Source organism: Agromyces tardus (genome assembly GCF_003710805.1).
Classification (GTDB): Bacteria; Actinomycetota; Actinomycetes; order Actinomycetales; family Microbacteriaceae; genus Agromyces; species Agromyces tardus.
This window is the reverse complement of record NZ_RHHB01000005.1, coordinates 85,425-106,760: the sequence shown is the minus strand read 5'-3', so window position 1 is coordinate 106,760 and position 21,336 is coordinate 85,425. Positions and strand designations below refer to the sequence as shown.

The window sequence follows — 21,336 nt, the reverse complement described above, 5'->3', positions numbered from 1 at the left end:
TGCCGTCATCCGACCCCCTCAGTGCTGACGCGTGTGTCATGGTACTCCTCGCCGCAAGTGGCTAGCCTTGTGGCATGGCGGACATCTTCGACGTGGTGGCGGACCCCACGAGGCGCGATATCCTCGGCGTCCTCCTCGACCGCGAGACGAGCCTGCCGCAGTCGGGCGGCGAGATCAGCGTCGGCGAGATCGTCGCCGCGCTCGGTGCGAGCCAGCCCACCGTCTCGAAGCACCTCAAGGTCCTGCGCGAGTCGGGTCTCGTGGCCGTGCGCGAAGAGGGGCAGCACCGGTACTACAAGCTCGACCGCGCGCCGCTCGAACGCCTCGAGGACTGGCTCATCCCGTTCGTCTCCTCGGATGCGGCCGCCGACGCGGCGATGCTCGCGGGCGTCGAGGCCGCGTCGCACGAGGAGCCGCTGAACTCCGAGCAGCGGGCGTTCGCCTCGGCGCTCGGCAAGGCCTTCGCCGAGACGGCGCACCAGGTGACCGCCGTCGTCGCCCCCAAGAAGCGCCGCTGACCCGCCTTCTGCGGGTCGAGTAGCGCGAACCGCCGGTCGAGTAGCGCGAACCGCCGGTCGAGTAGCGCGAAGCGCCGGTCGAGTAGCGCGAACCGCGGGTCGAGTAGCGCGAACCGCCGGTCGAGTAGCGCGAAGCGCGTATCGAGACCAGCGACCCGAGGTCTCGATACGCTTCGTTACTCGACCAGCGGCCCTCACCGCAGCGGCTTGATCATCTCCAGCTCGAGCCCGCCGGGTTCGAGCTCGTACGCGCGGCTGCGTCCCGTGAGCGTGAAGCCGAGCTTCTCGTAGAACCGGCGCGCACGCGGGTTCGCCTCGTGCACCTCGAGCCGGAGCGTGTCGCCGTGCGCCGCCGCCCAGTGCTCGATCTCGGCGAGCAGCGCGCGCGTCACGCCGGCGTCGTCGCCGCGGCGGTCGGGGGCGACGTACACGCCGACGAGCATCGGCCCGGTGATCGTGTCGGGGAGATAGCAGCCCATCGCGCCGATCCAGCGCTCGCCCTCGACGGCGACGATCGCCGTCTGGGTGGCCGATTCGCCGCGAGCGGCACGCAGGCGCCACCCGGCCTCGTCGACGGTGAGCGCGTGTTCGAGGGTCTCGCCGTAGGCGAGCGGGTAATCGCGGAGCATCTCGAGCCGGAGCGCGCGCACGGCCTGCCAGTCGTCCTGCCGGGTCGCCCGGATGGTGAACTCGTTCGAAGGCATCCCTCGACGCTAACGCACGGGAACGCGCCCGCAAGGCGTGCTCCCGCGAATCGGCTAGACTACCCCGAGGCATTCCTGCCCCAGGCTGCGGCACGCGCGGCCGACTCGATCTTTTCTGTGAGGTTTTGATGGGTTCCGTCATCAAGAAGCGTCGCAAGCGCATGGCGAAGAAGAAGCACCGCAAGCTGCTTCGCAAGACGCGCCACCAGCGTCGCAACAAGAAGTAGTCGCACCGCGACCACCGGCAGAGCGTCAGGCCGACGGCCTGGCGCTTTTCGCTGTGTCCGCGCCGCCGGAGGCGACGCGTATCGAGACCTGCCCGCCGGACGAGTAACGGCGGAGCCGCGTATCGAGACCTGCCCCGCCGTCGAGTAGCGGCGGAGCCGCGTATCGAGACCCCGATTAGGCTGATCGCATGACCGGTCGCGACATCCGCCTCACCCTCATCGGCAAGCCCGGATGCCATCTCTGCGACGACGCCCGCGACGTCATCACCGCCGTGCGCGACGAACTCGCTGCGACGCCCGACGCACCGACGACGACGCTCGACGAGCGGTCCATCCTCGACGACGAGGCGCTCGCCGCCCGTTACGCCGAGGAGATCCCGGTCCTGCTCGTCGACGGCGAGGTGCACGGCTACTGGCGCATCGACCCCGTGCGCCTCAAGACCGCGCTGCTCTCGCTCGGCTGAGCCGCGCCACCCCGCGACCCCGCGACCCGCGCGCCGCCGCACTCCGCTACCCCGCGGCATCCGCTCGATCAAGGGGGGTGACGGGGGCGCCCGCAGGGCGTTGACTGGCGGCATGACCTCCATCGACGAGTCCACCCTCGACCTCCACGGCGTCGACGACCACGCGGATGTGATCGTGGTGGGCGCGGGGATCACGGGCCTGGCGACGGCGCTCATGCTGCTCGACGCCGGCCGGCGCGTCATCGTGCTCGAGCAGGACGTGCCCGGCGCGCTCGCGAGCGGGCGCAACACGGGCAAGGTGAGCCTGCTGCAGGGCTCCCGGCTCTCGACGATCCGCCGCCGTCATCCGGCCCGGCTGGTGCGCGCCTACGTCGACGCCAATCGTGCGGGCCAGCAGTGGCTGCGCCGGGCGAGCGAGCGCGCCGGCGTGCCGGTGCGCGAGGCCACCGCCTACAGCTACGCGAACTCGGCCGACGGGCTCGACGTCGTCGACGCCGAGGCGCGGGCGGCGCGCGAGGCGGGTCTCGACGCGCGCCGGGTCCAGGACGTCGACGACACGGTGGCGTTCCCCGTGGCGGGTGCGGTGGCGCTCGACGGCCAGTTCGCCCTCGACCCGGCCGAGCTCATGCGCGGCCTCGCCGACCAGGTCGTCGATCGCGGCGGCAGCCTCGTGACCGGGGTACGGGTGCTCGGGGTGCGCGCGACCGATCCCGTGCAGGTGCGCACGAGCGCCGGCGTGCTCACCGCCGGGCAGGTGCTCATCGCGACCGGCGCGCCCATGCTCGGCCGGGGGCTCTACTGGGCGAAGACGAGCGGCTCGCGCTCGCTCCTGCTCTCGTTCGCGCCGCCGCCCGAGCCATCGGCCCTGCCCGAGGGCCTGTACCTGTCCGTCGACCAGCCGGGTCGCAGCATCCGTTCGGCGACATGGGGCGGCCAGACCCGCCTGCTCGTGGGTGGCGGCGGCCACCCCGTCGGACGCGAGGAGAGCTCGCTGCGGCTCGTCGACGAGATCGCCGACTGGACGCGCACGTGGTGGCCCGAGGTCGGCGAGCCCGAGCACTGGGCCGCCCAGGACTACGAGTCGCACAATCGCGTGCCCTTCGTGGGGCGGATGCCGCGCGGCCGCGGCCGCGTCTGGTTCGCCACGGGCTACGCGAAGTGGGGCCTCACGAACGGCGCCGCCGCCGCGATCCGCATCGCCCACGAGATGCTCGGCGCCCGCCGGCCGGACTGGGCGCGCGTGATCGGCTCGCGCCTGACCGTGCCGGCGGACTTCGCGCGCGGCGCCTCCGAGAACGCGAAGGTCGGCGCGGCGGCGGCGCGGGGGTGGCTCGGTGCGTTGCGCGGTGCCGACCTGGGCGAAGCGGAGGCCGCGGCGCCCGCGGAGGGTCACGGCGAGGTGGCCCGGCGCGGCCTCCGCCCGGTGGGCGTCTCGACGGTGGGCGGCGAGACCTGCGCGGTGAGCGCGGTGTGCACGCACCTTGGGGGAGTGGTGCACTGGAACGATGCCGAGCTCACGTGGGACTGCCCGCTGCACGCCTCACGTTTCGACCATCGCGGGCACCGCATCGAGGGGCCGGCGCTGCACGACCTGGCGCGCGTCCCCGACCTGGAGACCGCCGCCGCGACCGCGACCGAGGTGGGTGCCGCCCCGCAGGAGTGACGGCCATCAGGCGGCGTCGCGCGCGCAGCGGAATCCGATGTGGGTCGTCGCCGTGTCGTCGGCCTGCGGCGATCGCGCCGCCGGCCGGTAGCGCAGGCAGTAGTCGGGCGAGCAGAGGTGCGAGCCGCCCTTGAGCACCCGTCGCGGGATGCGTGAGCCCGGCTCCGCGGATGCCGCGGCGAGCAGGTTCGCGCGGGCGCCCGGGTCGACGGCGTCCTGCCCGGGCACGACGTGCCGCGGCGTGTAGTAGTCGCTCGTCCACTCCCACACGTTGCCCGTGACGTCGAAGAGCCCGTAGCCGTTCGGCGGGAACGTCATCACGGGCGACGTGCCGACCCAGCCCTCGGCGCCGGTGTTGCGGTACGGGAACGAGCCCTGCCACCGGTTCACCATGAGCCGGCCGCCGGGGAACTCCTCGTCGCCCCACGCGAAGCGGGCCCCGTCGAGGCCGCCGCGCGCCGCGTACTCGAACTCGGCCTCGGTGGGCAGTCGCTTGCCGGCCCACTCGGCGTAGGCCGCGGCATCCGCGAAGCTCACCTGCACGACGGGGTGGGTGGGCTTGTCGTCGACGGATGACTCGGGGCCGAACGGATGCCGCCAGCTCGCGCCCGCGCCCCACCGCCACCACTGCCGCCAGTCGTCCAGGTCGACGGGGCCGTCGGTCGGTGTGAACACGAGCCCGCCCGGCACGAGGTCGGCCGGATCGGCTCCGGGGAAGTCGGCGGGATCGAGCGGGCGCTCCGCCACCGTCACGTAGCCGGTCGCCGCGACGAATGCGGCGAACTGCGCGTTCGTCACGGGGTGCACGTCGAGCTCGAACGACGACACCGTGCGTTCGTGCACGGGCGTCTCGTCGGGCGAGTACTCGGCGGATCCCATGCGGAAGGTGCCCCCCGCGATGCGGATCATGGGCGTGGTCGTCGTCACGCGTCGAGCCTACGTCTCGGTCGGCTCGGCAGGTCCGGCGCCGGGCGGACCCGAGGTCGGCGCCGGTGCGGCCGGGGCCGACCGGGCACGATCGCGGTCCTCGGCCTCCTTGCGGGCGAACCAGGCGGCGATGGGCACGTCGGTCGACGAGTGCGCGACGATCGAGAACACGATCGCCACGACGATGACGTGGAACATGAACTCGGCCGAGGGCGCGCCGCTCGCGAGCACGAAGAGGCCGTAGAGCACGGAGGCGAACCCCTTGGGGCCGAACCACGCGGCGGTGAGCTTCTCCTCCCAGGGCAGGCCGCTGCCGACGAGCGAGAGCTCCACGGCGACGGGACGCGCGAACACGAGCAGCAGCAGGGCGAAGAGGTACCCGGTCCAGGGCACGTCGGCCAGGAGTGCCGGCGAGATGAGCGCGCCGAACAGCAGGATCGCGAGCAGCTTGAAGAGCTCGGAGACCTGCCCGCCGAACGCGTGGAACGCGTTGCGCATCTCGGGCGAGACGGTGGCGATCGTCATGCCGGCCGCGTAGGCCGCGAGGTAGAGGTTCGCCTCGGTTGTCGTGCAGATCCCGAGCACGATGAGCGCCACCGCGATGGGCGTGAGCGCCGCGTAGAGCGGTGTGCGCGCGAACACCCTGAGTCGCACGAGCCACGACACGACGACGGGGACGACGATGCCCACCGCGACGCCGAGGCCGAGTTCCCACGCGAGCACCATGGGCTCGACGTCGGGTCCGCCGGAGGCCGCGATGAGGAAGAGCACGACGGGCAGCGCGAGGCCGTCGTTGAGTCCCGACTCGACGCCGAGCAGGTGCCGCACCCGGTAGGGGATCTCCTGCCGCCCCACGATCGCCGAGGCGAAGACCGGATCGGTCGGCGCGAGCACGGCGGCGACGAGCAGCGCCTCGGGCCACGAGAAGCCGAGCATCCACACGCCGAGCACGGTCGTGATGCCGAAGGTGATCGGCATGCCGAGCAGCAGTGCCCGGCCCGGCAGGCGCCAGGCCGCGCGCAGGTCGCGCAGGCCCACCTCCTGCCCGTCGGTGAACAGCACGATGAACAGCGCGAGCGACGAGACGATCGTCACGGTCGGATCGGTCGGCGTGAGCGGGATGACCCCGAGCATGCCGTCGCCGAGGAGGAACCCCGCGACGAGGAAGAGCACGGTCGTCGACAGCACCGTTCGGTGCGCGTATCCCGAGATCAGGATCGCGGCGAGCAGGACGAGCGCGAAGACGAGCAGCAGCTCCACCCTCGTACTCTGCCCGAGCGGTGGGCCCGTGTCGACGCCTCCGCCGGTCGAGTAGGCCCGCCAGGGCCGCTCCGCCGGTCGAGTAGGCCCGCCAGGGCCGCTCCGTCGGTCGAGTAGGCCCGCCAGGGGCCGTATCGAGACCCCGTGCGCGTCTCGATACGCTCCTGCGTCGCTACTCGACCGACGGCACTACGGCAGCAGGCGCGTCGGCCCGCGGAACAGGTACGTCGTCTCGCGGATCGAGTGCTCGTGCAGCATGAGCATCAGCACTCGGGCGAGGCCCATGCCGAAGCCGCCGTGCGGGGGCACGCCGTACCGGAAGAAGTCGAGGTAGAACTCGAGCTCCTCGGGGTCGAGCCCCTTCTCCTTCGCCTGCTCGACGAGCACGTCGATGCGGTGCTCGCGCTGCGCGCCCGTGGAGATCTCGACGCCGTTGTAGATGAGGTCGTACGAGTTCGTGAGGTTCGAGTCGCCCTCGTGGCGCATGTGGTAGAACGGCCGGATGCTCGACGCGTAGTCGGTGAGGAACACGAACTCGTGCCCGTACGTCTCCTTGACGTACTCCGAGATGCGGCGCTCGCCCTCGGGGTCCATGTCGGCGTCGGCGCGGGGCACGACGTAGCCGTGCTCGGCCACGATCTGCTTCGCCTCGGCGAGCGGGATGCGCGGGAACGGCGTGGTCGGCACCGTGATCTCGAGCCCGAACAGCTCCTCGATCTCGGCGCCGTGCTTCTCCCTGACGGCCGTGAAGCCGGCGACGAGCAGCTCCTCGTGCATCTTCATGACGTCCTCGTGCGAGTCGATCCAGCTCATCTCGGCGTCGATCGAGGTGAACTCGGTCGCGTGGCGCGAGGTGAACGAGGGGTCGGCGCGGAACGCCGGGCCGACCTCGAACACGCGGCCGAGGCCCGCGGGCTGCGCCATCTGCTTGAAGAACTGGGGGCTCTGGGCGAGGTACGCCTTGCCCTCGAAGTAGCCGAGCTCGAACAGCTCGGCGCGCGACTCGGATGCCGAGGCCATGAGCTTCGGCGTCTGGATCTCGACGAAGTCGTGCTCGACCCAGTAGGTGCGCAGCGCGTGCAGGAACGTCGTCTGGATGCGGAAGATGAGGTTCTGCTTCGGGTGGCGTAGGTCGAGGAAGCGCCAGTCCATGCGCTTGTCGAGGCTCGAGTCGGCGGCGATGGGGGTCTCGAGGGCCTCGGCGACGACCTCGAGCGAACCGATCTTCACCTCGAGCCCGCCGAGCTTCACGCGCTCGTCGTGCTTGAGCTCGCCGGTCACGCGCACGAACGTGCCGTGCCCGAGCTCGGAGATCTGCTCGGTGAGGGCGAGGCGAGCGGATGCCGCGGCGTCGGCGCCCTCCTCGAGCTCCCGCGTCGCGGGGTTCACGAGCTGCACCGCACCCGACTCGTCGCGCAGGATGACGAACTGCACCTTCTTCTGGTCGCGCACGGTCTCGACCCAGCCGGCGACGCTGACGGGGCCGTCGGGAAGGGCGGCGAGCTGCTTGACGAGGGTGCGCGTGATCACGATCGACCATCCTACCCGCGCGGCTCCGGCCGATATCGTGGCGGGAGGTGCGACGGGTGCCGCCACGAGGCGAGACGGCGAACGCGGCGCATCCGGCCGCCGCGCTCGAGCGACGCGCGCCGCGCACGTGAAGGGAGCACGTCCATGCAGGAGACCGACCGCAGAGTGCCGATCGATGCGCAGAAGGTGGACGCCCCACTGTCGCAGTTCGCCGTGTTCCTCGTGGTGTCGATCCGCCCCGGCGACGGCGACCTCGCATCCGTGCGCGACGTGCTCGCCGGCATGGACGACCTCGCGAAGACCGTCGGGTTCCGCGACATGGGCGCCAACCTGTCGTGCGTCGTGGGCATCGGCTCCGCCGCGTGGGATCGGTTCGGGCGGCCCGACCGCCCCGCCGAGCTGCGGCCCTTCCCGACCATCAAGACCGCGGCCCACTCGGCGCCGTCGACCCCGGGCGACCTGCTCTTCCACATCCGAGCCGATCGTGCCGACCTCTGCTTCGAGTTCGAGCGCCTGCTGCTCGACCTGCTCGGCGACGCCGTCGAGGTGGTCGACGAGGTGAACGGCTTCCGCTACTTCGACGCGCGCGACCTGCTCGGCTTCGTCGACGGCACCGCCAACCCGAGCGGCGCCGGCATGGCCGAGGCGACGCTCATCGGCGACGAGGACCCGGCGTTCGCGGGCGGCAGCTACGTCGTCGTGCAGAAGTACCTGCACGACCTCGCCGCCTGGAACGCGATGACGACCGAGCAGCAGGAGGCCGTCATCGGCCGTCGCAAGGCCGACAACGTCGAGCTCGACGACACCGAGCCGCAGAAGGCGCACAAGACGCTCGCGACGATCACCGACGACGACGGTGCCGAGTTCGAGATCCTGCGCGACAACATGCCCTTCGGCAGCCCCGCATCCGGCGAGTTCGGCACGTACTTCATCGGCTACACCCGCCGGCTGTGGGTGATCGAGCGCATGCTCAAGCGCATGTTCATCGGCGACCCGCCGGGACTGCACGATCGCATCCTCGACGTCTCGACCGCCGTCACCGGGGGCACCTTCTTCGTGCCGCCGCTCCACCTGCTCGAGGCGCTCGGCGACGGAGACTGATCCGCGACGCGGGTCGCGGCGGCCGAGCGAGGGCGGGCCGACCGCCGCTGGCCGACCCTCGGCGGATTCAAAGGGAACTGCTCCGTAGACTGGGAACCGTGCCGGCCGAGCAGATCCATCTCGTGCGCCATGGCGAGGTCTTCAACCCCCAGGGCGTGCTCTACGGTCGTCTCCCCGGGTACGGCCTGAGCGACCTCGGGCGCGAGATGGCGGAGACCGCCGCGGCCGACCTCGTCTCGCGCAAGCGCCCCGTGAGCGCACTCGTCTCCTCGCCGCTGCAGCGCACGCAGCAGTCGGCGGAGCCCATCGCCGCCGCGTTCGGTCTCGAGCCCACGCTCGACGACCGCATCATCGAGCCCACGAACCGCTTCGAGGGCATGCGCATGCGCGGTCGCGACTCGGCGCTGCGCGACGTGCGCAACTGGTCGTTCCTCGTGAACCCGTGGGAGCCGAGCTGGGGCGAGCCGTTCCGCTCGATCGCCGACCGCGTGCTCGCCGCGATGACGGATGCCGCGGACTCGGTCGAGTCGGGCGACGTCGTGCTCGTCAGCCACCAGCTCCCCATCTGGATGGCGCATCGCCGCATCACGGGCCGGTCGCTCGCCCACGACCCGCGTCGTCGTCGCTGCGCGTTGTCGAGCATCACGACCTTCGAGCGCCGGGGCGGCCGCTTCGTCGAGGTCGACTACCGCGATCCCGCCATCCGGCTGGCCGCGCAGGCCACCGACCTGGGGGCGGTGTGATGGGCCTTCGTCGGTCGAGTAGGCCCGCCAGGGCCGTATCGAGACCTCGCGACGGGTCTCGATACGCTCGCTTCGCTCGCTACTCGACCGGCGCGCTCGCGCTCGCCACGGCATCCGTCATCGCCCTCGCCGGCTGCGCGAGCGACCCGCTCGCCGAGCAGTACCGCGAGGGCAGCGGCAAGGGCTTCATCTCGGGCGACGGCACGGTGTCGGAGTACCCGGCGGCAGACCGTGGCGAGCCGATCGCGTTCGACGGCACCACCGTCGACGGCGACGAGTTCGATTCCGCCGACCTCGCCGGCGAGGTCACGGTCGTGAACTTCTGGTACGCGGGCTGCGCGCCGTGCCGCGTCGAGGCGCCGCTGCTGCAGCAGGTGTCCGAAGAGGTGGCCGACGAGGGCGTCGCGTTCGTCGGCGTGAACGTGCGCGACCAGGCCGCGACCGCGGCATCCTTCGAGGACGACTTCGGCATCACCTACCCGTCGATCGTCGACGTGAACGACGGCGGCGCGCAGTTCGCGTTCGCGGGCGACGTGCCGCCGGCGGCCGTGCCCACGACGATCGTGCTCGACAAGCAGGGCCGCGTGGCCGCGCGCATCCTCGGGCAGCTCACCGACGCCTCGATCCTCGAGGCCATCGTGCGCGACCTCGTCGCCGAGCAGGCCTGAGCGGCGCCGGCGAGATGGGCGGCATCGGAGAGGTCGTGTTCAGTGGGCAGTTGCTCGCCGCGGTGCCGATCGCGCTCGCCGCGGGGCTCGTGTCGTTCCTGTCGCCGTGCGTGCTGCCGCTCGTTCCGGGCTACCTCGGCTACCTCGGCGGGTTCGCGGATGCCTCGGCCGAGGCCGACGAGCAGAAGCGCGCCCGGCGCCGGCTGCTGCTCGGCGTGCTGCTGTTCATCGCCGGGTTCACGCTCGTCTTCCTCGTGTTCACGACGGCGTTCGGGGTGCTCGGCGCGTGGCTGCGGCTCTACTCCGACCTCATGATCCGCATCCTCGGCGTCGTGCTCATCGTCATGGGCCTCGTCTTCGTGGGCCAGTTCACGTTCCTGCAGCGCACGTTCAAGCCATCGTGGCGACCGGCCACCGGGCTCGCCGGCGCGCCCCTGCTCGGCATCGTGTTCGGCCTCGGCTGGACGCCGTGCATCGGCCCGACCCTCGCCGTCGTGCTCGCGCTCAGCGCCGACAGCGCCTCCGCGGGCCGCGGCGCCCTGCTCGGCCTCGCGTACTGCATCGGGCTCGGCATCCCGTTCCTGCTCGTGGCGCTCGGCTTCACCTGGGCGACGAACGCGATCGCGTTCGTGCGGCGGCACATCCGCGCCGTCAACATCGTCGGCGGCGCGCTGCTCATCGTCATCGGCCTGCTCATGGTGTCGGGCCTCTGGACCATCTGGATGTACGAGTTGCAGGCGGTGATCAGTGGTTTCGTCCCCGCGATCTGACGCTGAGCGAGCGGATGCCGCGTCCCGCAGGGACGCGGGCGTGGATCCACTGCGCCCGTCCGACTACGACGACGGCACGACGCCGTCGCGCGGCGCCTCCGGCGACGGCGGCGGGCCCGGAGGCGGCGGCGACGCGACCGTGACGTCGCCCAGGCTCGGTCCGGTGGGCTGGCTGCGCTTCGCCTGGCGGCAGCTCACGAGCATGCGCACCGCCCTGCTGCTCCTGCTGCTGCTCGCCATCGCGGCGGTGCCGGGCTCCCTCGTGCCGCAGCGGTCGAGCGACCCCAACGGCGTCACGCAGTACTTCGCCAGCAACCCCGACCTCGCGCCGGTGCTCGACAACTTCCAGATGTTCGACGTGTACACGTCGGCGTGGTTCTCGGCGGTCTACCTGCTGCTGTTCGTCTCGCTCATCGGCTGCATCATCCCGCGCACGAAGCACCACCTCGAGGCGCTCCGGGCACGACCGCCGCGCACCCCGGCGCGACTCTCGCGGCTCGCGGGCTACACCGAGCGCGCCCTGCCGGTCCCCGAGGGCTCATCGGTCGAAGCGGCCGCTGAGGCCGCGATCGCCCGCGCCGCGACGCAGCTGAAGAAGGCGGGCTACCGCGTCGAGCGCTACGAGCTGCGCGGCGAGGCGTCCGTCTCGGCCGAGCGCGGCTACCTCCGTGAGACCGGCAACCTGGTCTTCCACACCGCCCTCATCGGCGTGCTCGCCACGGTCGCGATCGGCGGCGGCTTCGGCTTCGCGGGCCAGCGCGTCGTGGTCGAGGGGCAGTCGTTCGTCAACACGCTCGCGGCGTTCGACTCGTTCAACCCGGGCCGATTCTTCGACCCGACGTCGCTCGAGCCGTACCGGCTCACCCTCGACGGCCTCGACGCCGTGTACGAGACCCAGAACCCCGACGCGCTCGGCCAGCCGATCGACTTCACGGCCCGCGTGACGGTGCAGGGCAGCGACGGCGAGCCCGCGGCCCGCACCGTGAAGGTGAACGAACCGCTGCGCGTGTACGACACCGACGTGTACCTGCTCGGCAACGGCTACGCGCCGACGATCACGGTGCGCGATCCCGACGGGGAGATCGTGTTCACGGACTCGGTGCCGTTCCTGCCGCAGGACAAGAACCTCACCTCGATCGGCGTCGTGAAGGTGACCGACGGCCTCGACGAGCAGCTCGGCATGGTCGGCTTCTTCTATCCCACGCAGACCACGCTCTCGTCGGGCGCATTCGCCTCGAGCTACCCCGACCTCGTCTACCCCGTGCTGACGCTCAACGTCTACGCGGGCGACCTCGGCATCAACGAGGGCACGCCCACCTCGGTCTACACGCTCGACCCCACCGGCATGGAACAGCTCACGGGCGGCAAGACGGGCGTCGACTCGCTCGAGCTCATGCCCGGCGAGACCGCGGACCTGCCGGGCGGCCGGGGCACGGTGACGTTCGAGAACGCCGATCCGGATGCCGCGGGCGGCGAGTACGCGAAGAGCGTGCCGCGCTTCGCCTCGTTCGACATCCACCACGATCCGTCGCAGGGCTGGGTGCTCGTGTTCGCGCTGCTCATCCTCGCCGGACTCATGGTGTCGCTCTTCGTGCCTCGCCGCCGCCTGTGGGTGAAGGCCGCGACACGTGCCGACGGCACGGTGGTGCTGGAGTACGCGGGCCTCGCCCGAGGCGAGGATCCGGGCCTCGACCGGGCGGTCGCCGAGTTCGCCGACGCGCATGCCTCGCCGGTCGAGTAGCCGCGGAGCGGCGCCCCGCCGGTCGAGTAGCCGCGGAGCGGCGCCCCGCCGGTCGAGTAGCCGCGGAGCGGCGCCCCGCCGGTCGAGTAGCCGCGGAGCGGCGTATCGAGACCCTCGACGGCCCGGGGTCTCGATACGCGTGCTTCGCTCGCCACTCGACCGGCGGTTCCACAGCAAGTTCTTCGACGTAAGGTAGAAGCCGTGACGCTCGACGAGATCTCCATCCTCTGCGTGTACTCGGCGATGGCCGTGTACGCGATCGCGTTCATCGCCTACTCGCTCGACCTCGCACGCCGCTCCGCCGCGGCCGCGAAGGCCGCCGACGAGCAGGCCGCCGGCGCAGCCGTGGCGACGGATGCCGCGGCCGGACGCGAGCGCGTCGGGGCGCTGCAGGGCGCGGCCGCGACGAGCGCGAGCACCGCATCCGCTGCGACGGCCACCGGTGGCGCCGTCGCCGGCACGGCGGCGGCCAACGGTGCGGAGGGCGCGCCGAAGCGTCGCTGGGCGAGCGCGTTGAGCGCAGGGGCATCCGTCGACTACGGCCGATCGCCTGCGCTGCGGGTCGCCGTCGCGATGACCGTGCTCGCGTGGGCGCTCCACCTCTCGGCCGACGTGCTGCGCGGCCTCGCCGCGGGCCGCGTGCCGTGGGCCAACATGTACGAGTTCGCGCTCACGGGCACCCTCGTGATCACGACCGTGTACCTCGTGGTGATCCTCGTCGCGAAGCAGGACCTGCGCTTCCTCGGCACCTTCATCACCGGCCTCGTGCTCGTGCTGCTCGGCGTCGCGACCGTGAACTTCTACGTGAGCGTCGTGCCGCTGCCGCCGGCACTGCAGTCGGCGTGGCTCGTGATCCACGTGTTCGTCGCGAGCTCGTCGGTGGGCTTCTTCGCGCTCGGGTTCGCCCTCTCGGTCGTGCAGCTCATGCAGTCGCGGCGCGAGTCGATGGCCCTCACCGCGACCGCGATGAAGAAGTCGTTCCTCGCCACGCTGCCCGACTCGCACACGCTCGAGAACCTCGCGTACCGGGTGAACATCATCGGCTTCATCCTGTGGACCTTCACGCTCATGGCGGGCGCGATCTGGGCCGAGAAGGCGTGGGGCCGCTACTGGGGCTGGGACACCAAGGAGGTGTGGACCTTCATCATCTGGGTGATCTACGCCGGCTACATCCACGCCCGGGCGACCCGCGGCTGGCGGGGCTCGCGTTCGGCGTGGCTCGCGATCATCGGGTTCTCGGCGGTGCTCTTCAACTTCACGATCGTGAACCTGTTCTTCAAGGGGCTGCACGCCTACTCGGGCCTCTGAGCCGGGCGGATGCCGCGGGGCCATCCCCCGCGTGAGTGCTGCCGACGGGCGACTCAGCCCGGCCCGAGGGCCAGGCTCAGCGCATCGCTCCGTGACAGTGCGCGGCCGCGCGCTCGCGCCGCGTCGAACTCGGCGGCCCCGGCCGAGGCGAGGATCATCTGGACGTACGGCGCATGGGTCATCCGCGCCCGCTGATCGGCCATGCCGGTGCGAGTGCGCGCCGCCTCCGCGGCACCGAGCAGCAGCCCGGCACGCTCCACGTCGCCGAGCAGGGCCGCGCACGCGCCCATCCCCTCCAGCCCGTACCCGGTGCCGTCCTCGAACCCCAGCTGCAGCGCGAGCTCGAGCGCCCGTCCGAAGAGCTCGGGGTGCGGGTCGCCGAGAGCGAGCCGCGCCCATCCGGCGTTCGTGAGCAGGACGGCCTCGACGAAGTGGTCGCCGGTGTCGACGGCGTCCGCGACCACCGACTCGGCGATGGCCAGCGCTGCCTCCGGATGCCCCCGGTAGAGCTCGATGGTGCCGAGCCCGGCGCGGAAGAACGCGTTGAAGGTCGGGTCCCGCTCGGCGGGGACCAACTCGAGCGCCTGACGCTGGACGACCTCCGCCCGGTCGAGGTCCGGCGGCGATCGGTACATCCAGGCGACGCTCAGCACGGTCAGGGCGCACCCCTCCCCGAACGGATCCCCGTCCGCGCGGAACAGCGCGGCGCTCTCCTCGATCGGCGCCGGGTCGACCTCCGTGCCCGGCTGCAGCAGTGAGACCCATGCCGAGAGCGCGAGCGCGATCGCGCGGGTGCGATCCGAGAGTCGTGCGCCCGAGCCGAGCACGTCCGCCATCCAGGCCTTCGCCTCGGGAAGCAGGTTCCGGATCCACCAGTACAGGAGCAGGCGCCAGACCGCGTCGACGACCGGGTCGGAGTCGCCGAGGGCGATGAGGTGGCGGTAGCCCGATCGAAGGTTGTCCCGTTCCGCCTCGAGCCGGTCCAGGGCCGCCGGCTGGGTGGATCCGCGCAGCAGCGGCTCGGTCTCGAGGGCGAGACGCACGTAGTGGTCGGCATGCGCCCGGCGCGCGGCCGCGGCATCCGGGCCCTGCTCGAAGCGAGCGGTCGCCAGCTCGCGTACGGGCACGAGCATCGAGAAGTACGGCGTGCCGGCGGCGTCGTGCTGGCGGAGGAGGCTGCCGTCGACGAGCTCGAGGACCGTGTCGAGCAGGTCGGCCGACCATGGCGTGCCGGCTGCGACCGCCTCGACGGCATCGAGGCTGAAGTCGCCGGAGAACACGCCGAGCCGTGTGAACAGGGCCTGCGCGTCGGCGCTCAGCAGGTCGACGCTCCACTCCACGGTCGCGCGGATCGTGCGCTGCCGCTCGGGCACGTCGCGAGCGCCGGACGCCGGCAGGGAGAGCACCTGGTCGAGTCGATCCAGCATGGCCGCCGGCGTGAGCACCCGGATCCGGCTCGCTGCGAGCTCGATCGCGAGCGGCACGCCCTCGAGGGCCCGGCAGATGCGGGCGACCTCCTCGGCGTTGTCGTCGGTGACGTCGAAGCGCGGATCGGCCGCCCGCGCGCGGTCGCGGAACAGCCGCACGGCCGGTGCGGCCATGATCTCGGCGGATGCCGCTCCGGCAGGATCCGACGGAACGGCCAACGGGTCCACGTCGAAGACGTGCTCGCCGTGCAGCCGCAGCCGGGTCCGGCTCGTCACGAGCACCGTCGCGTCGGGCAGCGCGGTCAGCAGCGTCGCGACCAGTGGGGCGGACGAGACCACCTGCTCGAAGTTGTCGAGCACGATGAGATCGCGTCGACCGGCGCGGGCGACGGCGAGCCGGTCGAGCATCGGCCGGTCGCCGTAGTCGCGCACGCCGAATCGGCGTGCGATCGCCGGGAGCACGTCGCGGTCCTCGCGTACCTGCTCGAGCGCGACGAACGTCACCCGGTCGAAGCGATCGCGTGCGCGTCGCGCGACCTCGAGTGCCAGGCGGGTCTTGCCGATTCCGCCGGCACCCACGAGCGTGACGAGTCGTCGGCGGTCGTCGCCGTCGTCGTCGAGCCACTGGAGCAGTGTCGCGATCTCCGCGTCGCGTCCGACGACGCCGGTCGACGCCATCGGGAGGGCCTCGGCCGGCGGGGCGTCCTCGGCATCCGCCCCCGAGACCGTCGGCGCGCGTGATGCGTCGAATCGCTCGGCGAGCAGGGTCGCGAGGTCGGCCTCGATGAGGTCCGCGAGTTCGTCCGCGGTGGTGAACGGCTTGTACGACGCGGTGTCGTCGTCGCGGATCCGCCCGATGAGCCCGACGAGCCGTTCCTCGCGTTCCGCGGGCTGCTTGACGTAGATGAGCTTCGGCATCTCCGGCGCCGCGAGACGGTACTCGTCCTCGAGGCCCGAGACCTCCTCGCCGGGTGCGATCCAGCCGTAATGCTGCCAGTACACGCCCACGAACACGTCGCTCTGCCCGAGGTACGCGCGATACAGCTCCCGCGGCGGATGCGGCCTGGCCCCGAGCTCGAACATGACGGGCGCGAGGTGCAGGCGCTCGATCGCATGGCGCGCTGCAGCCCGTTCCGGCTCGAGTTCGCGGAGGGTGGAACTCACGAAGATCCGCAGCCGCTGGTCGGGCGTTCGGATCGGCGGCGCATCGGACGGGCCGTTCACGGCGACCCCGCCGAGCAGCGCGCGCACCCCGACCGGTGCCACATGGTGCCATTGTGCGCCGGTCGGCGCGAGTCCGTCCAGTGCCGCACGGGTGGGCTCCGCCCCCGCCGAGGCTGGGAGCGTTGCGCACGCGACGCGGAGCGAGCACGATCGCACTATGAGGCTGCTCGAGCGCGGGCGTGGGCTCGCCGAACTCGGCGATGCGGTGCGGCCGCGATCGACGGCAGTGGGTGCGTCTGGGCGGGGGCGGGCATGCGGGCGATCGTGATCGAGGCCCATGGTGCGGCTGACGCGCTGCGGGTGCGCGAGCTGCCCGACCCCGTGCCCGCGCCGGGCGAGGTGCTCGTGCGGAACCGCGCCATCGGCGTGAACTTCGTGGACCTGCAGCACCGTGCCGGTGCACCGTACCCTGTCGACCTCCCGCTCGTTCCCGGCACCGAGGCGGCGGGCGTGGTCGTGGCGGTCGGCGAGGGCGTCGACGCAGCGATGGTCGGCGCGTCCGTGGCGCACTTCGGGCACCTGGCCGGCGTGTACGCCGAACTCACCGCGGTGCCGGAACGGTTCGTGGTGCCCCTGCCCCCTGGCGTCGACCCCGAGACGGCAGCGGCGGTCGCGCTCGCCGGCACCACTGCGCACGTGCTCACTCGCGTCGCCGAACGGGTCGCCCCCGGTGACGCGGTGCTCGTGCACGCGGCGGCGGGCTCCACGGGCGGGGCGATCGTGCAACTCGCGGTCGCGGCGGGCGCGCGCGTGATCGCGGTCGCGTCGAGGCCCGGGCGAGCGGATGCCGCGCGGGCGCTCGGAGCGCACGCGGCGATCGTACTCGACGACCGCCTTCCCGAGCGGGTGCGCGAGCTCACCGCGGGACGTGGCGCCGACCTCGTGTACGACGCGAACGGCGGACCCACCTTCGACGCGAGCCTCGCGAGCGTCGCACGCGGCGGAACGCTCGTGCTCTACGGGCAGACGGGCGGACCGGTCGCGCCCTTCGACCCGGCACGGCTCTCGGGCATCACGGGAGGCGACGCGGCCGGATCGCTCGCGCTGCACTGGGTGGCGGCGAGCCACTACCTCGACACGGGCGCCGAGCGCAGGGCGGCGCTCGAGGCGGTGCTCGCCGACGTTGCGGCGGGGCGTCTGGGTCCTCGCGTCTCGCACCGGTTCGCACTCGAGCAGGCGCCGGACGCGCACCGTGTGCTGGAACGCCGCGAGGCCGACGCGAAGGTGCTCCTCGTCGTGTAGTCGGGTGCCTGCCCGGCAACGGAGCCGATGGTGCGTCATCGGGGCTCCTCGCCGAGCCGCGGTGCGACGGATGGAGTCATCCGCGTTTGCGCTCGCGCAACGGAGCGAGCACGATCGCAGTATGAGGCTGCTCGAGCGCGAGCGTGAACTCGCCGAACTCGGCGATGCGGTGCGCGACGCGATCGTGGGCCGCGGGGGCGTGCTGCTCGTGCACGGCGAGGCGGGCATCGGCAAGTCCAGCCTCATCGGCGCGCTCCGCGATCAGCCGCCGGCCGGCAGTCGCGTGCTCGTCGGTGCGTGCGACGCGCTGTCGACGCCGCGCACGCTCGGGCCGCTGCGCGACCTGACCCCGTTCGTCGGACCGCGGCTCGGCGACGCGCTCCGCGCCGGCGACCGCGAGGAGGTCCTCACCGCGCTGCAGGAGGAACTCGCCTCGGCGCCCGGCACCGTGCTCGTCGTCGAGGACGTGCACTGGTCCGATGAGGCGACCCTCGACGTGCTGCGCTTCCTGGGCCGGCGCATCGACGAGCTGCGGGCGGTGCTCGTGCTCACCTACCGCGACGACGAGCTCGACCGCGACCATCCACTCGCGCGACTGCTCGGCGACCTGCGCGTGAACGTGCGCCACCTCCCGCTGCGGCGACTGTCGGCTGCGGCGGTCGGCGAGCTCACCGCCCACAGCGGCGTCGACCCCGACCGGGTGTTCGCCCTCACCGACGGGAATCCGTATTTCGCGAGCGAGCTCATCGCGTCAGCGGATGCCGCGCACGTGCCGCGTACGGTGGTGGATGCGGTCACCGCCCGGCTGCGCCGTCTCGACCGCGCCACGCAGTCGCACGTCGAGCAGCTCGCCGTCATCCCCTCGGCCGTCAGCGTGGCCGAACTCGGCCACCTCGTGCCGGGTGGCCTGGGTGCGCTGGGCACGGCCGAGGAAGCGGGCCTCGTCACGGTGCGGCCCGAAGCCGTGCAGTTCCGGCACGAGTTGACGCGCCGTGCCATCGTCGACACGTTGCCCGCATCCCGGCGCATCGCGCTCAACGCCCGCGTGCTCGCGATGCTGCTCGACGTCGGGGGCGACCCCGGCCGCATCGTCTCCCATGCGGTGGAAGCCGGCGACGTCGAGGCGATCGTGCAATGGGCGCCGCGCGCGGCGCGCGATGCCGCGGTGAGCGGGGCGCACCGGCAGGCGGCGGAGCACTACCGGGCGGCACTCGCGCATCCCGAGGCCTACGGCCGGGCCGAACGCACCGAGCTGCTGGAGAACTTCGCGATCGAGGCCTACACGCTCGGGCGCGGATCCGAGGCCGTCGAGGCTGAGACGGAGGTCGTCCGCCTCCGACGGGACCAGCAGGACCCGGCCGCGCTCGGCGCGAGCCTCCGCTGGTTGTCGAGATTCCAGTGGCTCGCCGGGAACCGTGCCGCCGCGGAGTCGGCAGCCGCTGAGGCGTCATCCGTCGTCGGCGGGCTCGACGACCAGGGCCTGCTGGCCATCACGCTCAGCAACGAAGCGCAGCTCGCCATGCTCGCCAACGAACTCCCGCGGGCGATCGACCTCGCCACCCGCGCCATCGCGCTCGCGAAGGCGGCCGGTGAGCCGCGGGCGCTGTCGCATGCGCTCAACAACCTCGGCACCGTCCACCTGCTGCAGAACCGCGACGAGGGGATCAGGGAGCTCCTCGAGGCCGCGGACATCGCGATCGCGGCGAATCTCATGGACGACGCGGCACGCGCCCACGTCAACCTCGTCTGGAGCCTGCTGGAGGAGTATCGACTCGACCTCGCCGAGCGCTACCTCGAACCGGCCCTCGAGTTCTCGGAGCGGACCGAGACCCTCGCCCTCTGGAGCTACCAGCAGGTCGAGCGAGGCCGGCTGCATCTCGCACGGGCGCAGTGGGACGAGGCCGTGGCAGCCGCCGCGCACACCGACGAGTCGTTGCCGCAGCCGCACTGCGTCGCGCTCATGGTCATCGGCCTGGCCGGCATCCGCCGCGGCGATCCCTCGGGCGAACCGACCCTCGAGGAGGCGAGCCGGCTCGCCCGGCGCCTCGACGAACTGCAGCGCACGGGCCCCGCTGCCGCGGCCCTCGCCGAGGCGGCGCTGCTGCGCGGCGACCCTCGTGCCGCCCGGGCGGTCGCCCGGCCCGCGTACGACGAGGCGGTGCGGCTGCAGAACGTCATCCTGCAGGCCGAGCTCGCCTCGCTGCTTCGCCGGGCCGGCGAGCTGGTCGAGGCGCCCGAGGGCGATCATCCCTTCGCGGTGCAGGCGCGCGGGGATTGGAAGCGCGCGGCCGAGCTGTGGCATGACATCGGATGCCCCTACCACGAGGCCTGGGCGCTTGCGGAGAGTCCGCACGAAGCCGACCTGCTCGCGGCGCTCGCGATCCTCGATCGCATCGAGGCGGTCCCGCTGGCGCGCCGCGTTCGTGCGCGGTTGCGGGAACTCGGTGCGCGGAGCATCCCGCGGGGACCCTCGACCCTGACGCGGGGCAACCCCGCGGGCCTCACCGCTCGGCAGGTGGACGTGCTGCGGCTCGTCGCCGAGGGACGCACCAACGCCGAGATCGCCGATCGGCTGGTGCTCTCGGTGCGCACGGTCGACACGCACGTCGCCGCGGTGCTCGCGAAGCTCGGCGTCGCGACGCGTGCCGAGGCGGCGCGGCTCGCCCCCGAGGTGCTCGAGCAGGCCGGCTGAGTCGGCGCGCCTCGCTGCTCGGAGGGCCCCGCCGACCCGGGCCCGGAGCGCGCTGCGCTGCGCCCACTCCGCGCCGCCCGTGCTGCGCTCGGTAGCAGGCATCGGCAGATGTCGGTAGCGCTGCATGCCGATCTCGGTACTCCTCGCGGACGAGCCGGCATGCCCCCTCGCCGTAGAACAGTGATGAGCCCGCAATCGGGGCCGCACTTCACTGATCGAGAGGGGGGAATGATGCTCGCAACCATGATCCTGCTGGGGCTGCTCTCAGCCACGGCGGTCGCTGGCGCGTTCGTGCAGTTCCGACGCGACGGCTACCGTCGCACGCCCACGCTGCCGCGCTGACCGACCGCGATTCCGCAGCCCACCGACGACGTACGCCACCCACGCACCCTGCCTCCGCTCGACCGATCGGTCGGAACGCCCAGGCCCCCGAATGCACCGAGGAGTCATCATGAACACCGCAGTCATCTCGGCCGGAACCGCCTCCGGCCGCCCGATCCGGCACTCGACCGTCGCCGAGCGCCTTCGTCGCGCAACGGCGGCGCTCGCCTGGAACCGCTCGGCGGGGCGCCGCCACGCAAGCGAGGACCTCGCCCTGCTGCACGAGCGTCGGCTCGAGGCCGAACGACTTCGCGAGGAGAACTTCCGGAGCGTCACCTTCGCCCGCCTGTTCTGATCGACGCGGTCGTGTCGGTTGTCGATCGACGCCGTCGCGTTCCTTCTCGATCGGTGCCCGATCGGCCCGTGATCGGTGCCCGTTCGTGCCCGATTCGCCGCCGGCTCGTGTGCGTGCGGCCTCATGTGAGGCGGCCCGCACACGAGCCACGACGAAACTGCCGCGCGATCTCGGAACCTCGTCGGGTCGCAGGTCCCTCGTCCGGCCAGAGCGCGCCACCCGCGAACGAGGGTCACGATTTGAGAGCGCTTGCAACCCCGCAGGCGGCCTGATCCCCTTAATTGCGCGGACGCGCGACTCGCGCCGCATGCCGAATCCCCAGACTTGTAAGCGCTTGCATTAACCGACTCCCCGCTGATAGCGTCGCGAGCATTGTCGGTGGCACGTCGTCGTGCCGGGGAATCGGAGTCAAGGATGACGCAACGGGCACGCGCTCGCAGGTGGTTCGCTC

The 21,336-nt window shown here is 72.2% G+C and carries 18 protein-coding genes; 13 read left to right on the top strand and 5 right to left on the bottom strand.

What is annotated here, in order from left to right; genetic code table 11:
* The first annotated feature begins 74 nt into the window (after positions 1-74).
* Positions 75-518, top strand: a complete 444-nt coding sequence (locus tag EDM22_RS05295) for an ArsR/SmtB family transcription factor (RefSeq protein WP_122936019.1) — start codon at positions 75-77, stop codon at positions 516-518.
* A 194-nt stretch (positions 519-712) separates the two neighbouring features.
* Here EDM22_RS05295 and EDM22_RS05290 read toward each other — a convergent pair whose 3' ends face one another.
* Positions 713-1,222 carry a GNAT family N-acetyltransferase gene (locus tag EDM22_RS05290; protein ID WP_122936018.1) on the bottom strand — a complete coding sequence of 170 codons (510 nt, stop codon included), beginning with the start codon at positions 1,220-1,222 and terminating at the stop codon, positions 713-715.
* Positions 1,223-1,350: 128 nt separating this feature from the next.
* Here EDM22_RS05290 and EDM22_RS05285 point away from each other — a divergent pair, with 128 nt between their 5' ends.
* From EDM22_RS05285 to EDM22_RS05275, 3 genes are all read left to right on the top strand, one after another.
* Positions 1,351-1,449, top strand: coding sequence for a 30S ribosomal protein bS22 (locus EDM22_RS05285; RefSeq protein WP_003792170.1), 99 nt, complete (start codon positions 1,351-1,353; stop codon positions 1,447-1,449).
* A 188-nt stretch (positions 1,450-1,637) separates the two neighbouring features.
* Positions 1,638-1,913 carry a glutaredoxin family protein gene (locus tag EDM22_RS05280; RefSeq protein ID WP_122936017.1) on the top strand — a complete coding sequence of 92 codons (276 nt, stop codon included), beginning with the start codon at positions 1,638-1,640 and terminating at the stop codon, positions 1,911-1,913.
* A gap of 112 nt (positions 1,914-2,025) precedes the next feature.
* Positions 2,026-3,576, top strand: coding sequence for an FAD-dependent oxidoreductase (locus EDM22_RS05275; protein ID WP_122936016.1), 1,551 nt, complete (start codon positions 2,026-2,028; stop codon positions 3,574-3,576).
* Positions 3,577-3,582: 6 nt separating this feature from the next.
* On the opposite strand, the gene EDM22_RS05270 is transcribed toward EDM22_RS05275, so the two are convergent.
* From EDM22_RS05270 to aspS, 3 genes are all read right to left on the bottom strand, one after another.
* Positions 3,583-4,485 (bottom strand): formylglycine-generating enzyme family protein, encoded by a 903-nt coding sequence (locus tag EDM22_RS05270; protein ID WP_122936069.1) that lies wholly within the window; start codon positions 4,483-4,485, stop codon positions 3,583-3,585.
* A gap of 27 nt (positions 4,486-4,512) precedes the next feature.
* Complete coding sequence (locus tag EDM22_RS05265) at positions 4,513-5,763, bottom strand: cation:proton antiporter (protein WP_122936015.1); 1,251 nt, start codon at positions 5,761-5,763, stop codon at positions 4,513-4,515.
* A 189-nt stretch (positions 5,764-5,952) separates the two neighbouring features.
* Positions 5,953-7,293 (bottom strand): aspartate--tRNA(Asn) ligase, encoded by a 1,341-nt coding sequence (gene aspS / locus EDM22_RS05260; RefSeq protein WP_122936014.1) that lies wholly within the window; start codon positions 7,291-7,293, stop codon positions 5,953-5,955.
* 144 nt (positions 7,294-7,437) lie between these two features.
* Between aspS and EDM22_RS05255 the strand changes: the two genes are divergently transcribed.
* From EDM22_RS05255 to ccsB, 6 genes are all read left to right on the top strand, one after another.
* Positions 7,438-8,394, top strand: coding sequence for a Dyp-type peroxidase (locus EDM22_RS05255; protein ID WP_122936013.1), 957 nt, complete (start codon positions 7,438-7,440; stop codon positions 8,392-8,394).
* Between the two features lie 98 nt (positions 8,395-8,492).
* Complete coding sequence (locus tag EDM22_RS05250; protein WP_122936012.1) at positions 8,493-9,137, top strand: histidine phosphatase family protein; 645 nt, start codon at positions 8,493-8,495, stop codon at positions 9,135-9,137.
* On the top strand, positions 9,137-9,805 hold the full coding sequence (locus tag EDM22_RS05245; RefSeq protein WP_122936011.1) for a TlpA family protein disulfide reductase: 669 nt from the start codon (positions 9,137-9,139) through the stop codon (positions 9,803-9,805). The genes EDM22_RS05250 and EDM22_RS05245 overlap by 1 nt, the downstream gene beginning before the upstream one ends.
* A 14-nt stretch (positions 9,806-9,819) precedes the next feature.
* Positions 9,820-10,575 carry a cytochrome c biogenesis CcdA family protein gene (locus EDM22_RS05240; RefSeq protein ID WP_122936010.1) on the top strand — a complete coding sequence of 252 codons (756 nt, stop codon included), beginning with the start codon at positions 9,820-9,822 and terminating at the stop codon, positions 10,573-10,575.
* A 40-nt stretch (positions 10,576-10,615) separates the two neighbouring features.
* On the top strand, positions 10,616-12,316 hold the full coding sequence (gene resB / locus EDM22_RS05235) for a cytochrome c biogenesis protein ResB (protein ID WP_376917759.1): 1,701 nt from the start codon (positions 10,616-10,618) through the stop codon (positions 12,314-12,316).
* Positions 12,317-12,559: 243 nt separating this feature from the next.
* Complete coding sequence (gene ccsB / locus EDM22_RS05230) at positions 12,560-13,624, top strand: c-type cytochrome biogenesis protein CcsB (RefSeq protein WP_122936067.1); 1,065 nt, start codon at positions 12,560-12,562, stop codon at positions 13,622-13,624.
* Between the two features lie 53 nt (positions 13,625-13,677).
* Here ccsB and EDM22_RS05225 read toward each other — a convergent pair whose 3' ends face one another.
* Positions 13,678-16,317 carry an ATP-binding protein gene (locus tag EDM22_RS05225; RefSeq protein WP_170964027.1) on the bottom strand — a complete coding sequence of 880 codons (2,640 nt, stop codon included), beginning with the start codon at positions 16,315-16,317 and terminating at the stop codon, positions 13,678-13,680.
* Between the two features lie 210 nt (positions 16,318-16,527).
* Between EDM22_RS05225 and EDM22_RS05220 the strand changes: the two genes are divergently transcribed.
* The 3 genes from EDM22_RS05220 (at position 16,528) to EDM22_RS05210 (ending at position 20,885) form a co-directional block, all read left to right on the top strand.
* Positions 16,528-17,517 (top strand): zinc-binding dehydrogenase, encoded by a 990-nt coding sequence (locus tag EDM22_RS05220; RefSeq protein ID WP_122936008.1) that lies wholly within the window; start codon positions 16,528-16,530, stop codon positions 17,515-17,517.
* Between the two features lie 121 nt (positions 17,518-17,638).
* Positions 17,639-20,209 (top strand): ATP-binding protein, encoded by a 2,571-nt coding sequence (locus tag EDM22_RS05215; protein WP_122936007.1) that lies wholly within the window; start codon positions 17,639-17,641, stop codon positions 20,207-20,209.
* Between the two features lie 451 nt (positions 20,210-20,660).
* Positions 20,661-20,885, top strand: a complete 225-nt coding sequence (locus EDM22_RS05210; RefSeq protein ID WP_122936006.1) for a hypothetical protein — start codon at positions 20,661-20,663, stop codon at positions 20,883-20,885.
* Positions 20,886-21,336: the final 451 nt, after the last annotated feature.